This window comes from Companilactobacillus huachuanensis (assembly GCF_005404815.1).
GTDB classification, from domain to species: domain Bacteria; phylum Bacillota; class Bacilli; order Lactobacillales; family Lactobacillaceae; genus Companilactobacillus; species Companilactobacillus huachuanensis.
This window is the reverse complement of sequence record NZ_BJDF01000001.1, coordinates 166,962-180,652: the sequence shown is the minus strand read 5'-3', so window position 1 is coordinate 180,652 and position 13,691 is coordinate 166,962. Positions and strand designations below refer to the sequence as shown.

The window sequence follows — 13,691 nt, the reverse complement described above, 5'->3', positions numbered from 1 at the left end:
TTAATATCCTCTTTCTTTATTCCATACATATATGAAATTCTGTTTGTTTTTTGTCTTTAGTAATTTCAGTACCGTCTCCAAATTATTTGTATGTACATATACATCTCTGAAAAAGCCTTTATTAACCTCCAGTTGTTCGGAAGGAATGTAAGCGATAATCAATCTCACTTTTTGGTTTCCCCAGATAATATCAGAATCACTGATTCCAATAATCACCTTAGGATTATACGAAAACTTTGTTAGAAAAGGATGCGGTAAAGCAGTAAAGTTGCCGACATCCGTGCTTGACATTTTTTCTCTATCCTTAAAATTATCAATAAGATTCGAATATCCTGATAATTCCAATAACTTTTCTATAGCGTCAATGCTTGAAGTCTCATTGATATGAAAATATTCCGCATTATCTATTAAATTTGAGGTTCCTATCGTGGAAATAAATCTTTGTACACTCTGAATATCCATACTGTTAAAATTTCTTGAAATATGTATTAATTTGTCGATTCTATAATATCTGGGACTAGGATATTCGCCGATTGTTGTTAGAATTAAATCAAAATTATTAAAATCTACCGTTTCAAAATCATGAACTATCTGTGTAATGTGAATATTTTGAAAGAACATTTCCACTTTGTTTTTGATCAATTTAGTTTCTATTTGCTTATTGTTAACAATCAAAAGCGTCTTTAATATTCCATCTTTTTCTTCATTCAAAACCAATTGAATATGTATTGATAAATATGCTATTTCCGATTCTGGAATAGATAAAGAAAGTCGTTTCTTTAAATCATCGTAAATGAAACTAGAAATAGAATATGCAAACAAATATTCATGTTTTAGTTCGGTAAAATAAGGATTGAAAATCGGAATTTTTTCTTTTATTGGATTTAGAAGTCTGGCTATGTGATTAACAATTTGATTCTGATAATTTTCATTGGAATATACTGGAATATTGAAATACTTTTCTGCCTTGAATAAGGTCTCCTTTATGGCCGAAATCGTAGTTTCATCATTCAAGATTATTTCTGGATTAGTAATATCTAATGGCAGTGCCAAAAGATAATATGTCAGGCTTAATAATTCTTCTTTCGTTCTTCCGATTTGAAAATCATCAATAAAACTACTTGCTAACCTATATTCCGAGAATTCATAAACCACATCCTCATAATTAGTTAATTCCGTTACATAATGATGATTCTTTACCCGGTAATTCATAATTATGATGTGGATAATCAATTTTACATACGTCCAATATTCAACGGTACAGTTATGGGCTGTCAAAGTGTTATCTATCATTTTTACACTCTGAGTTATTTCTTTAATATCAGTCATATCTTTAAAGAAATTATCTAATTGATAAATTAATTTCTCTTTTGAAAATATTTTTAACGGCACTAGTTCTTCTAAAATCAATCGTTTAGATTCTTCATTTCCAACCAATCTGACTCCCGTAAAGATTTTCGATTCAAATGAAACTCCGATATCAAATTGCTTTATTTTTAAAAACAATTTTTGGATTTTACTACGAATACTTTCGCTTGAATATGAAAGTTGATCGGCAATTACATCAATTTGCGTGTATCCAACACTATTTATTAGTAACAATGCAATTCTAAATAAAATTTCATCATCACTATCTGACTCATTTGAGCTGATATTCTTGGAATCGTACTTGCCTTTATCAATTTTGTAACCTTTTTCATTGGAGACAATTAGTTTTTCACCATTGAATGATTCATTAACTTTAGCTACATAACTTCTAATACTCCTCTCTGTTACCCCAACTAATTCAGATAACTGTTTGTTAGTAATAAAGTCTTTTTGTTGTAGCAACACATCCAACATCTTGTTAATATTCTTATTCATCATATTTTCCTAACAAATTTATTAATAAGAACTATCATTGCTTCTCAACAGTTCCTATTATATTTTCTGATGTAACCGCTAACAAAGTCATACTTATTTCCTACCGGTAGGAAATAGTTCCTATGCTCCCAATAGCTTTGATACCTTAAGCAAAATAAAAAGGATGTAAGATAATCAAATATCTTACATCCTCTTTATTTAAATTATTCTTCTGTCGAATGACGGTCTCCAAGCAAAAAATCATCCTTATGCTCAAACATGTACTTCACAGTAATTGATTTATGGCCAGTCAATTTACTGAAATCACTGACTGGAATATCCAAATATCCTTCTCGAACTGTCGTTCCAAATGTAACCATTCCTTCAGAAGTTGCTTGAATTGGACTCTTTGAAAAATCACCATTTGTATCCCTTGGAACACCAATTCCATCAAAATAATCATATAATTCTTGGTCAGTCTTCTTAACATATTTGATACTATTACTCGTTTCTTCATTACCAACCTTCAAAAATGCCGAATAGGTGAATGGTTCTGAACCATTAATATTCAAAATTGCACGATGTAATAAATCATTGTTTAATGCACATGCCGCACTTAAGGCCGCATCACGGCGAGAAATAAACCAGACCCGTCCATCACCCATGTTCTTCTCAATAGTATGTTCATGATTATTAACGGCACGCATATAATCCGAAATGAATGCTTCAGCAAACAGTGAATTACGCAGAAAAATATAATCTAAATTCGTATTTTGAATTATGGATTCTGTATAACCGTGATCTGCATTCTCAACACTAGGATTAAACGGATTCCCTGCAGACAATACTGACGTATAGATAACTTGTCTGACATCAGCTTTAACACAGGCATCCACAAAATTCTTATGAGCCTTGCGACGCTTCTCCCCAACAAATGGCATTGAAATCAACAAAACCTTATCAGCATGATCATAAACTTTAGCCAAGCTTTCAGGTGAATTAAAATCTGCAACTGCTGTTTGAATACCTTTGTCGGCAAAAGTTTTTAATTTACTTTCACTTGGTGCTGTGAAAATTAATTTTTCTTTAGGAATTAGTTTCTGAACATATTCAGCTACTAATTTCCCGAAATTACCATCAACACCATTAACAACTATTTTTTGCATTTAAAATACCCCCAAATATTATTTAATGCACTCAAGTATCTTGAATTGACTCGTTAACAATTGATTACCTTGAATGTTTACGTTTTCATGATAGTTAAATTTTAATACTTTTGTCAACCGAATTAAAAATGAACCCTGAATTAAATTCAGAGTTCATCCTTAAATCTCAATAATTAGTAATTCACAATCTTAGTACCAGCATCAGCTCCATAAACAATCTTCTGAACATTCTTAGCAATCTTGGCAATTCTAGGGAACCCACTGAATTCACTCTGATTATGTCCACTAGTTAAGACTACCAGAATATATTTCTGACCATCTGGCATTGTAACAATTGCCGCGTCATTATTGACATCATCGAGAAAACCAACTTTATCCTGAACTGTTGTCCCCGCATCGGCTGCAGCGGTTCCCGCAGGAATTCCATCACGATAAACCTGCCTGCCCATTAATCCCAAAATTTTATTGCGGTCAGACTTATTCTTGAAAGCACCTGTTCCAGATTCAAGATTTTCCAACAAAAGTTGCAAACTATAACTTGTTGTCAGCGTTCCTTCTCCAGATTGGAAAACTCCTGAATACCAGCCTTGACTAGCTGCGAACTGGTTCAATGCATCAGCACCGTAATTTTCGATTTGATCTTCTGAGAAATCATTTTCACTGTTAACGATCATTCTAGTGAACCCATCTTCGTTATCATCAGTCCAGCTGAAATTGCCATTTAACTTTTGATTCATCAGATATGCTGCAATATAAAGTTTATACGTACTGGCAGCCGTTTGAGCAGTATGAGCATTGGATTCAACTTGCAAGCTGCCCTTTTTGTAAACATCAGCATACTTAGCGTCAGCCGCATCACTACCAGCAGTTGCTCCAAGATTGTAAAAACTAACACTAGCCGTGCCATCTTTGGTCACACTGTTCAAATAACTCGTCAAATTTTGCTTGATGATTCGTTGCTTCTTCTTAATTATTTGATTAGTCTTGGCATTATCGTTACTACCTGAAGCATACGAATTATTGAAATAATAGCTTAGACCACCGGCCAATATTGCAACTACCAAAATTATTCTTAAATATTTTTTGATTTTTCTTCTTTTAGCTCTTATGTGATCACCTCATTCCAACGCTTTCATATAATTATTAATAAGATACTTTAGTAACTCAATTATACGAGCTACAATCATAAATGTTTTATACAATTATGTTACATATTTCTTAATTTTGCATATAATCCAATTAAATTTATAAAAAAAAGACTTAATCATCCTCTATTTGGATTGATTAGGTCTAATTTATTTTCTCAAAGTTTTAACAACCAGTTCTACTGTTTGATTAATTTCTTCCTCATTTACATCATTCATAGTTTGTAGTAACACCGATGGTACACTACAAAAAGTCGACAATACCGCCTGTGAAGCATCAATAAAATCAGAATCTGTTTGAATTTTTTTATATAATATCAATAGTGCATCCGTCTCTTGCTTACCAAACTCTTGGGCTTGCACATCTAATAATTCTTGATTAGTCCACAAAGCGGTCACAAAATGTGATTCTTTAGGAAATTTTTGAGCCTGAGTAATTGTGAAATGCAACATTGCTGTTAACTGTGAGGTTAAATCAGTTCCTACTTTTTCCATCTCCTCTGTTAAGCCTGAGTGCAATTCTTTTTTTACTTCTTCATATAAGCGACTTAGTAAATCAGTTTTATCTTTATAATACCAATAAATAGTCGCCGGACTAACTCCTGCTTTTTTCGCAACATTGGCCGTTGTTAAATTAGTAAAGCCATCCGCCTGACTAAGTTCAATTACAGCATCGCGAATTGCTTTTACTTTCTTTTCATCTTTTGTTCTCATCGTATATCTCCATTAAATTAATGAATCTTCATTTAGCCATGGCTTTAGTTTCAACATGTAATAGTCCCAAACAATTTGTTCTTTTTCAGCGGTCCACTGTTTAGTAGCAGGTTTTATCTGTTGTTTTTTATTATTGAAAAACTTACCCGTAATACCCTTCACGTCTTGCGAATCTGCTAAATAAACATTGGTAACCGCCCCCTTTTTGGGATCAAGTTTTAATAACTTGGCCAGTTTTAGCGAAGCTTTATAAATAAAATCATTGAACCAGCCGTTATCACTGTTTTGACCAAAGTTGGTGGCAACAGCACCAGGATGGGATACGTTGACTGTTACGTTATCAATGTCAGTTTTCTGCAACATCATTGCTAAGCGCTGCGTATTCCAAATCACGAATAGTTTAGCAATTCCATAGCGAGCTTGTCCAGATGCAACTTTTTCTAAATTCAAATCGTTCATATTTGGTTTGGCCAAACGATGGGTCCCTGAGGACATATTAATAATCCTACCATCCTGAGACTGACGCAATTTCGGAAGTAATAGTTGTGTCAATAATAATGGTGCCATCACGTTTAAAGCCAAAGTCCCCTCAAATCCATCTTCCGTTACAAAACGTTTATCATCTAAAACTGCACCAGCATTGTTGATCAAAACATCTAAATAATCATATTTCTGATCAAATCGCTTAACCATTTCCACAATGGCCTGCATAGAAAATAAATCAGCAATCAAATAATCAACATTTTGGTTACCAGTTTCTTGTTTAATTTCACTGACTACACGCTTGGCTTTTTCCTCATTTCGACCATGAATAATGATATGATGGCCCTTTTGAGCCAATTCAGTTGCGGTGATTTTACCGATTCCATCTGTGGCTCCAGTAATCATAATTAATTTCTTCATATTGTGTTTTCCTTCAAAAGTTATTTATGTATTATACGTACGGTGCCAGTTGATAATTTATTACAAATATTCAAATCAATTATATTTTTGGATTTAAAATAAGTTGGATATAAAAGCAATTGAATATTGTTACATTCAACTAATAAAGATTAATTAGTCTACAGAGCTGAGATATTTAACTAACACGCATTTATATTATTTTTCAATACTAACTGATTAGTCAGTTATAGTCAAATTGAAAGTTTCCAAAATTGATTTAAATCAATTCGTACAACCTCATAGCCATATACACTGAAGTTATTAAATGAAAAGAGGCCTTTCACATGACAACCGTTAAAGACTATTTAGACGAGCACCACGATAAATTGGATTTCTATACTCGAGCAATTACCAATGCCCACGGTCAAAATCATCCGGAGGTATTCGACGTCAGACAACAATACGTTAAGTTGTGCTTAGACGCTGGAAACGACCGCAATCTCGACGGAAACTTCACCAAATTACGCCAAACAACCAAGAATTATGCAATTCCAGAAGATGTCTGTCCTGTTTTTGAGGCAACCTATCATATGTTAAAAACCGCTGACTCCATCCACAATCAGGCTTAGAATTTGAAGGTTGAAAGGTGAAAAATTAATCTAGCGATTGCTATTACAGGCCTAGAGCTAATTTCTTTAATTACTCGGAAATCTTTGTTTTATTGTTTCCGCTATTAAAATACTCTCATCTCTGGAAACGGCATACTTACCTAAACTTTCAACCTTTAGTTTAGAATCAAAAAGTCACTCGACTATAAAATCGAGTGACTTTTTTAACAAATTATTTATTCATTTTTCGGATTCGTTCGGCATAACCGCTACGCTCAAACTCCTTTTCAGGAAACGGATAAGGTGAATTAGGACTTTTCATAACGCCATAACCAATAATTTTCATACCAATAATTATAAAACCAATTAAATAGATAACTCCAAACAGCACGTTCATCCAATTTAAAAGTCCCTTGCTGATTGTGTAATAGAACCAATAAATTCCGACTGGTAAATGTCCTAGAACAACCGCAAATTCTCCCGGTGAATATAATGTGTGTAATTTAATTGGTGTCATAAAGACGTGAACTATCATCTGAGAAAGGCCAAAAACAACAGGCATAAAGCTCAACCAAATTAACTGTGGCCAAATAACTGGAAATAAATATAGTACATATGCGGCAAAGACATTGATCCACATTGCATTGTTTTGATTCAATGGATAACGGTCAACTGGACCTATGTCATTCGGTTGCATAGCCAAATTTGTAATGGCAGCTTCCCCACCAGGAAAGCGGTACTCTTCAAACTCGTGCCACAAAATCACAATAAAATTCAAAACCGCCAGACGACGTAAAGTATCCATATCACCCCAACAAATAATGGTCAAAATAATTGCAAAAACTCCAATAATTGCGCCTATGTCGTACCAATGATTACGTAAAAATTTCATTTTAGTTTCCTCGTTTTCTATTGTACAATGTGTACAATATCTTTTAACAATTCGAGTATAACAGCAAAAAATATTGTTTTTAAAAGACTTGAAAGTTATAAAACAGAATCAATTATTCTGTACAATAAAATTGGAGAAATTATTATGAATGATTACGAAGACGCTCGTATTCAAAAAACTCGGGCTAAAATTTTCACCGCTTTAACCATAATTTTAAAAAACAAACCTTTTGATACCGTCACCATTTCTGATATCTGCCACGAAGCACACATTAGTCGAGCTACCTTTTATCACCATTATCAGACTAAAGAAGACATCGTGAATGCCTATCAACAAACTACCATGAAACAAATTTATCAATTGCTTGAGCACAGTGATTTAAATATGCTAACTTATTTCGAAAGACTAACCATTTATCTGGATAAGAATGCTGCACTGCTGGGAGAACTACTTTCAGAACGCGGAACTCTCTCAATTCAAATTCAAATACGTAAGCAGATGGCCAATTTTTTCCAGAAAAAAATGTTAAATCACCTACAAATTTCCAAGGATGCTGACGATATTACGAAAGAATATACTGTTCAATTTTATTCAAATGCCATTTTTGGGGTTCTTCAACATTGGCTAACAAATAATCCACGACAATCCCCTGAAAAAATGACCAAAATTTTGAGCACTATACTCCCTGCCTCATTGCTTAAATAATACGAAAAAATCCCCATCAAGATGAATTCTCCGAAGAGAATTTTATCTTAATGAGGATTTTAATATCATTAAATTTATATTATGTAAAAGTTAATTTCTAACCTCTGACACGTCACCATACCAATATTGTGCTGTAATTCCACCATCTACCAAAAAGTCACTTCCAGTAATAAAGGCACTGCGGCGATCCATTAATAATTCAGCTAGACCAGCAATTTCATCCGGCGTTCCGGGTCGTTTTGTTACCATTGAATCAAACATCTTTTTATAACCAGCTCCACGAGGTCCATTTAATTCATCCAAAGCCAATGGTGTCATGATAATACCTGGGCTGATGGCATTGATTCTAGCGCCACGTTCTTGCCATTTGACTGATTCTGCTGCCACTCGTAAAACATTGGCCCGTTTAGCATATTGATACGCTGCCAAAGAATCCGTAATTATGTCTGACTGTAAAATTGGCAAATTCAATAATTCCTCTGTTGGTGTCATTGCCAAAGCTTTGTTATCCTCAACCGATAACGCTGGCAAACGGTGGCCTGATTGTGAGGAAATCACGATACCAGCTCCACCCGATGCCATAACTTTTCCAAATTCTTCCAGCAAAACTGACGTACCATATAAATCAACTTTTAAAACTTGTTCAGCACTAGCTTGTGATGGTGAAACCCCAGCCGCATCAACCAATCCCATGATTTTACCAAGTGATTGTGCTTTGGCGACCACTTCCTTAATCGAAGCTCTTGAGGAAAGATCCGCCTTGATAGTTTTAACTGAAAAGCCAGCTTCACTTAAGTGCTGTTGTAAGGCCGCCAATTTATCCTCATTATAATCAGCCAATAATAACTTTCGCCCAGCTGCTACTCTTCTAACGATTGCTTCACCGATAGAACCGGCACCAAATAATACAACTACTTCATTGTTCAAAATATATATCCTCCATTACGTAACTGCTTTAACTTTCGAGGTATATATTACAAATTATTCGTAAATCGACCAATTCCAATTATTTCAATAATTAATAAGTTAAACTTATCATTCACGTGTAGTGTTAGTTAAATATGCCCTCTACAGAGCTGGGAAATATTCAATTGCTTTTATATTAGATGCCTATTTTATAATCAATTATTAGTTAGTTCCGAAAGGTTGAAAGAATAAAAATTAATATAACCTTTGTTGTTACAGTTCTGGAATTAATTTATTTAAATGATTAGGAGTTTTTACTTTATTATGCCTTATTATTCCTTCCATAAAAAAGATAAACTAGTTGGAAGAGCCGAGAGTATTCATTTGCAGCGAAAGTGGCGTTATTGCTTCAGCAATTACACCACCGGACGTGTTGAAGACTCGCGGTTTTTGCGAGGCTTCAACCGAGGTCCGAGACCGCTTCCCAGGCTCGGGCCGTTCCGCGCAGCAATTGAATACTCTCAGCTCTGGAAACGGCATACGGCATACTTGCCTATACTTTCAACCTTTAGATTCTAACTGAAAGGTGAAAAGTTAAGAACCGTTGTTTAACCTAGAGCTATTTTATTTAAGTAATCAACTAGACTATAAGTTATCAATCGTTTTTTACTAGCCATTTCATTAAGCAATTCATGTAAACTGCTGTTTCATCAATAAATGCCATATGACGACTGTGAGCAAACAATTTCCACTCAACATTAGGCAATTGATCAACCATTGTTTTGGCAACTAGCGGCGTACATAAATCGTCAGTTCCACTTGTTACCAAAGTCGGCGTACTGATATTTTTTAATTTATCTGTGTAATTATAATCTTTCAAATTACCAGTCGGAAAATATTCATTTGGACCCCAAGCGGTAACGTAAGCTGTCGTTCCACTGATTTTTGGACGACGTAAAAATTCAGGAGATTGCTCTGTGATAGGGCCTGAAGCATGTTGCAGCATAAAATGTTCATTAGCTTTTAAATATCCTGGTGTAGTATAATTTGCCGTTGACTCTGCTTGAGCAATTGCTTTTTGATCCTCAGGAGTCATGAATTTAATCATCCGATGTTGTTCTTGAGCCCATAACTTTGAGGATGATAAGGTACTGGATAGAATCAAACTTTTTACACCTTGAGGATTATGGTCGCACATGTAAATTATCGCCAACATCCCGCCCCAAGACTGACCTAACAGATGAACTTTTTTCAAACACAAGTATTCTCTCAAAGCTGTTAGTTCGTCCACCCAAGTATCAGCTTGCCAAAGATTTTTATCGTCAGAAATACTCGACTTTCCACATCCCAGTTGATCGTACATGACTATTGGTCGACCAGTTTTCTCTGCTAATTGATCAAAGATTTCAAAATAATTATGTGTTGAACCGGGACCGCCATGTAAAAGTAATAACGGTGTTTTATTTGACGTTAAATCACCGGTAATTCGGTAATAAGTTTGATATTCACGAAATGGCATGTAGCCTGTTTGGATTTTCAATTTGACTGCCTCTTTTCACTTATACGATTATCATAGCAAAAAATGCCCCAACTAATTTAATAGTTAAGGCATCCATTTCATTTTTTATTTTGAATCTAAAGGTTGAAAGGTGAAAAACTAATATAACCATTGTTGTTACAGGCACAAACAAATTTATTTAAATAAGCAGAAGTTTTCATTTTATTTGTTCCTGCCATGAAAAAATAAACTAGTTGGCAGAGTTGAGAGTATTCATTTACACCACCGGGCGTGTTGAAAACTCGCGGGTTTTGCGAGGCTTCGACCGAGGAACGAGTTCACTTTCTGGCTCGGGCCGTTCTGCACAGCAAATGAATACTCTCAGCTCTAGAAACGGCATACTTACCTATACTTTCAACCTTTAGTTTGAATTTCTAATATTTTGGAATCATAGTTTGATTGTAAATTTAACCAAGTTTGTTTTGAAATACCGGTAAATTCTGCCAACTTTTCGGCAAGATCATTATCAAAACTCTTTTCACCATTTATCATTTTTAATACTGTTTGAGTCGATACTCCAATGTCCTTTGCAAGTTGAGATGGATTCATATTAAATTCGTCCATGTAATCTTCCACATATATCCCCGGGTGAAAAGCAATGACTCTTTCATTTTCGACTACTTTGGTCATAAACAGTGATACCTCCCTCAATTTTTAAATTCATTCTAGCTGATAAAAGTTAATTAATCCAACCTCATAACCCCCAAAAAAAGGATTCAAACAAGAAAATTAATCCTCGTTTAAATCCAATTTATCAGCTACTTATCAATACCGACTGAAATATCGTGATATTTATCAACATCCTTCAAAATATTAGTAAGTTCTTGTTTCATCCCATCAGTCGCAAAAGTTCCCAATGGCAAGTGATCTGGTACAGTTTTATTATCTGTAGCCATATCAAAAATTGTTTGAGCAATCAATTCTGGACTTCCAGGTGCTTGTGTAACACCATTTGAAGCGCCATTGACCATTCCAGCAAATTTACTATAATCTGAAATTTCGACTGGTGCAGTCTTTCCAGCATTCCACTTAGTTCTAGCACCACTAGGTTCAACGTTCATAACTTGAATACCCAATGGAGCAACTTCTTGACGCAAAGCATTGGAATAACCTTCCACCGCAAATTTAGTTGCACTGTACCAACCTAATGTTGGCAACGAAGTAACACCCAATGCGGATGAAATGTTAACAATTACACCTTGCTTTTGTGCTCTCATAATTGGCAAAACTGACTTTGTCACATTTCCCAATCCAAAGACATTAACCTCAAACATTTGGCGAACGTCTTCTTCATTGCTTTCCTCAATCGTTCCAAAATATCCTAAACCAGCGTTATTGACCAATACGTCAATACCACCGAATTTATCCTTGGCCGCTGTAACTCCTGCTTGAACTTGTTCTTCATTCGTCACATCCATAATCACCTTAGCCACACGTGTTGCATCAAATGCGTCTAAATATGCCAAGTCAGCCTCTTTACGCGCAGTTGCTACCAAGTTAGTGTCTGCTTGTTTAGCGACAACCTGGGCCAATTCCTTACCAAATCCACTTGAAGTTCCTGTAATCATCCATGTTTTTGTCATTAATATTTCCTCTGTTTTCTAATTATTGTTAAGCATTCTACAAGTTAGAGGTCACTCTAAGTCAAACATTTTAACTTCTAGCTAATTTATAAAAACCATTAGACGCCACGGGCGTCTTTTTTGAGTTCTCGTAACAAATAAAAAAATGGAGGTAGTATCTAATGACATTAGATATTAGATTTACAAAGATTATTGCAGAATTAACCGAGGACTTGGAAATTCAAGCTGGATTGGTTTTAACTGGTGCTCAAAAGCGGGAATTGAATATGAAGCAACACGTGATTCTCAAAGAAAAGGAAATTAAGCCTTACCTAGCTGATATCAAAGAATATCTTCGTAACACTGAACCTAGCGAACGTGTTTGGGAGTGCTACAACGTCTTATCCAATAACACATACATCATCGCTATTCACTTAGTATCACCTTTCTTTAGATTGGATACCGCCGATCTGAATGGATAATCAAAAAACCTCAACCATAAAAATTGGTTGGGGTTTATTTTTAAAACTTATTTACCAAAATCTTCTGCTGTATAGATACTACCGTCAGATGATTCGTAAATTCCAACACCAATCTTAGTTGCCTTAGGATTAATTATGGCCGAATAGTGATTCCATGTTGTTGAAATACCTTCACCACGATAATTGTCCAATACAAGATTGGCATATCCTTTAGCCGTTTGATCACGTAAATCTTTCCAAGGTGATCCAAAAATATTCTCTCCTTGGCTTAACATGCCTGGAATTTCCTTATGTAGGTAATTAACAAAAATAGAATTTCCTGCAGCGTCATAGTGTGTAAAGTTTGTTGAAATTTCTTCTGCGCGTCTACCCGCAATCGAATCCAGGCCAGAATCTTCTGACAAGATTGCTAAGCCACGCGATTGACGTTCAGCATTAATTGTTTCAACGACGGCAGAACGGACATCAGCTACTTTAGGATATCTTTTATGAATTTGTTCATATGTTAATCCATTCGTACCAACTGCAACGTTAGCATTTAAACTAGGGTCAATATCAGGGTCCGTAGAAGTACTTGTTGATGTTGAGCCTTGGTTATTATCAGTGCTTGTATCACCTGTTGATGAACTATCACCATTAGTACCTAAATTACCTGAACCAACGACCGCAAAGTCTGAGAATTTAGTATTTGTACCAAAGTCAGCGATATATGTTGGGTTAGTCATAGGTTGTGTGTACATCAATTTAGATGCATCGGCGTATTCGTGAGTTGAAACCTGCACAAATTGTTGACCATTTTTATTGACGACGTACTTACCAATTGCCCATTCTGAATTGGGTGCCAATGAACGATTAGCCATGCTGTTAGTGTCATCGCGATAAAGTGCCAACATAGTCATAGCTTTACCAGCTAATCTTGTTGATGATTGTTGTTGTTGACCATTAAGTGAAGAATCTGCGGCACGAAGATATTCATTAGTTGAAACTTGATACATCTTTTCACCGTTAATTGTCGCAATTTTACCAACTTGCCATGCAGAATTTGGTGCCAAAGCCCGGTTACTAATTTTAGTTCCTTGTGGCGTATACAAACGTGCAACTATACCAGAATGGACTGTCGCAACGGTTGAAGCCTCGGCTTTGGTTGAAGAAACTAGTACTCCTGTTGTTGCCATTGCCAAAGCAGCCACTAAAGCTGTTGATTTAGTCATAAATTTCATAATAATTAC

General features: G+C 35.2%; 14 protein-coding genes. 3 read left to right on the top strand and 11 right to left on the bottom strand.

The window, feature by feature from the left end:
• The 5 genes from FFM71_RS00800 to FFM71_RS00780 all read right to left on the bottom strand — a co-directional run bounded on the left by FFM71_RS00800 (position 1) and on the right by FFM71_RS00780 (position 5,770).
• The gene (locus FFM71_RS00800; RefSeq protein ID WP_137610273.1) at positions 1-1,866 is read right to left on the bottom strand and encodes a BglG family transcription antiterminator; all 1,866 of its coding nucleotides are present in this window, start codon (positions 1,864-1,866) and stop codon (positions 1-3) included.
• 200 nt (positions 1,867-2,066) lie between these two features.
• Positions 2,067-3,008 (bottom strand): NAD(P)H-binding protein, encoded by a 942-nt coding sequence (locus FFM71_RS00795; RefSeq protein WP_137610272.1) that lies wholly within the window; start codon positions 3,006-3,008, stop codon positions 2,067-2,069.
• Between the two features lie 173 nt (positions 3,009-3,181).
• Positions 3,182-4,072: a serine hydrolase gene (locus FFM71_RS00790; RefSeq protein WP_223876447.1), complete on the bottom strand. Its 891-nt coding sequence runs from the start codon at positions 4,070-4,072 to the stop codon at positions 3,182-3,184.
• Positions 4,073-4,303: 231 nt separating this feature from the next.
• A complete protein-coding gene (locus FFM71_RS00785; protein ID WP_137610271.1) occupies positions 4,304-4,867 on the bottom strand; it encodes a TetR/AcrR family transcriptional regulator in 564 nt (187 codons plus the stop codon).
• 12 nt (positions 4,868-4,879) lie between these two features.
• Positions 4,880-5,770 (bottom strand): SDR family NAD(P)-dependent oxidoreductase, encoded by an 891-nt coding sequence (locus FFM71_RS00780; protein ID WP_137610270.1) that lies wholly within the window; start codon positions 5,768-5,770, stop codon positions 4,880-4,882.
• 323 nt (positions 5,771-6,093) lie between these two features.
• On the opposite strand from FFM71_RS00780, the gene FFM71_RS00775 reads away from it, so the two are divergent.
• On the top strand, positions 6,094-6,378 hold the full coding sequence (locus tag FFM71_RS00775; RefSeq protein ID WP_137610269.1) for an iron-sulfur cluster repair di-iron protein, ric: 285 nt from the start codon (positions 6,094-6,096) through the stop codon (positions 6,376-6,378).
• 211 nt (positions 6,379-6,589) lie between these two features.
• On the opposite strand, the gene FFM71_RS00770 is transcribed toward FFM71_RS00775, so the two are convergent.
• Positions 6,590-7,249 (bottom strand): HXXEE domain-containing protein, encoded by a 660-nt coding sequence (locus FFM71_RS00770; RefSeq protein ID WP_137610268.1) that lies wholly within the window; start codon positions 7,247-7,249, stop codon positions 6,590-6,592.
• 144 nt (positions 7,250-7,393) lie between these two features.
• Here FFM71_RS00770 and FFM71_RS00765 point away from each other — a divergent pair, with 144 nt between their 5' ends.
• Positions 7,394-7,954 carry a TetR/AcrR family transcriptional regulator gene (locus FFM71_RS00765; protein ID WP_171000425.1) on the top strand — a complete coding sequence of 187 codons (561 nt, stop codon included), beginning with the start codon at positions 7,394-7,396 and terminating at the stop codon, positions 7,952-7,954.
• 90 nt (positions 7,955-8,044) lie between these two features.
• On the opposite strand, the gene FFM71_RS00760 is transcribed toward FFM71_RS00765, so the two are convergent.
• From FFM71_RS00760 to FFM71_RS00745, 4 genes are all read right to left on the bottom strand, one after another.
• On the bottom strand, positions 8,045-8,881 hold the full coding sequence (locus FFM71_RS00760; RefSeq protein ID WP_137610266.1) for an SDR family oxidoreductase: 837 nt from the start codon (positions 8,879-8,881) through the stop codon (positions 8,045-8,047).
• Positions 8,882-9,515: 634 nt separating this feature from the next.
• Positions 9,516-10,400 carry a proline iminopeptidase gene (gene pepI / locus FFM71_RS00755; RefSeq protein WP_137610265.1) on the bottom strand — a complete coding sequence of 295 codons (885 nt, stop codon included), beginning with the start codon at positions 10,398-10,400 and terminating at the stop codon, positions 9,516-9,518.
• A gap of 372 nt (positions 10,401-10,772) precedes the next feature.
• On the bottom strand, positions 10,773-11,048 hold the full coding sequence (locus tag FFM71_RS00750; protein WP_137610264.1) for a HigA family addiction module antitoxin: 276 nt from the start codon (positions 11,046-11,048) through the stop codon (positions 10,773-10,775).
• 128 nt (positions 11,049-11,176) lie between these two features.
• The gene (locus FFM71_RS00745) at positions 11,177-12,001 is read right to left on the bottom strand and encodes an SDR family NAD(P)-dependent oxidoreductase (protein ID WP_137610263.1); all 825 of its coding nucleotides are present in this window, start codon (positions 11,999-12,001) and stop codon (positions 11,177-11,179) included.
• Between the two features lie 161 nt (positions 12,002-12,162).
• Between FFM71_RS00745 and FFM71_RS00740 the strand changes: the two genes are divergently transcribed.
• Positions 12,163-12,462 carry a hypothetical protein gene (locus FFM71_RS00740; protein WP_137610262.1) on the top strand — a complete coding sequence of 100 codons (300 nt, stop codon included), beginning with the start codon at positions 12,163-12,165 and terminating at the stop codon, positions 12,460-12,462.
• A gap of 47 nt (positions 12,463-12,509) precedes the next feature.
• Here the strand turns inward: FFM71_RS00740 and FFM71_RS00735 are convergent, their stop codons facing one another.
• Entirely contained in the window at positions 12,510-13,682 is a 1,173-nt protein-coding gene (locus FFM71_RS00735) for a CAP domain-containing protein (protein WP_137610261.1), read from the bottom strand.
• Positions 13,683-13,691 lie beyond the last annotated feature (9 nt).

Excerpts from the sequence above, each read along its gene's own strand:
- FFM71_RS00770 (WP_137610268.1), bottom strand. The coding sequence starts at position 7,249 with ATGAAATTTTTACGTAATCATTGGTACGACATAGGCGCAATTATTGGA.
- FFM71_RS00735 (WP_137610261.1), bottom strand. The coding sequence starts at position 13,682 with ATGAAATTTATGACTAAATCAACAGCTTTAGTGGCTGCTTTGGCAATG.
- FFM71_RS00765 (WP_171000425.1), top strand. The coding sequence starts at position 7,394 with ATGAATGATTACGAAGACGCTCGTATTCAAAAAACTCGGGCTAAAATT.
- FFM71_RS00785 (WP_137610271.1), bottom strand. The coding sequence starts at position 4,867 with ATGAGAACAAAAGATGAAAAGAAAGTAAAAGCAATTCGCGATGCTGTA.
- FFM71_RS00780 (WP_137610270.1), bottom strand. The coding sequence starts at position 5,770 with ATGAAGAAATTAATTATGATTACTGGAGCCACAGATGGAATCGGTAAA.
- FFM71_RS00750 (WP_137610264.1), bottom strand. The coding sequence starts at position 11,048 with ATGACCAAAGTAGTCGAAAATGAAAGAGTCATTGCTTTTCACCCGGGG.
- FFM71_RS00745 (WP_137610263.1), bottom strand. The coding sequence starts at position 12,001 with ATGACAAAAACATGGATGATTACAGGAACTTCAAGTGGATTTGGTAAG.
- FFM71_RS00740 (WP_137610262.1), top strand. The coding sequence starts at position 12,163 with ATGACATTAGATATTAGATTTACAAAGATTATTGCAGAATTAACCGAG.
- FFM71_RS00795 (WP_137610272.1), bottom strand. The coding sequence starts at position 3,008 with ATGCAAAAAATAGTTGTTAATGGTGTTGATGGTAATTTCGGGAAATTA.
- FFM71_RS00800 (WP_137610273.1), bottom strand. The coding sequence starts at position 1,866 with ATGATGAATAAGAATATTAACAAGATGTTGGATGTGTTGCTACAACAA.
- FFM71_RS00775 (WP_137610269.1), top strand. The coding sequence starts at position 6,094 with ATGACAACCGTTAAAGACTATTTAGACGAGCACCACGATAAATTGGAT.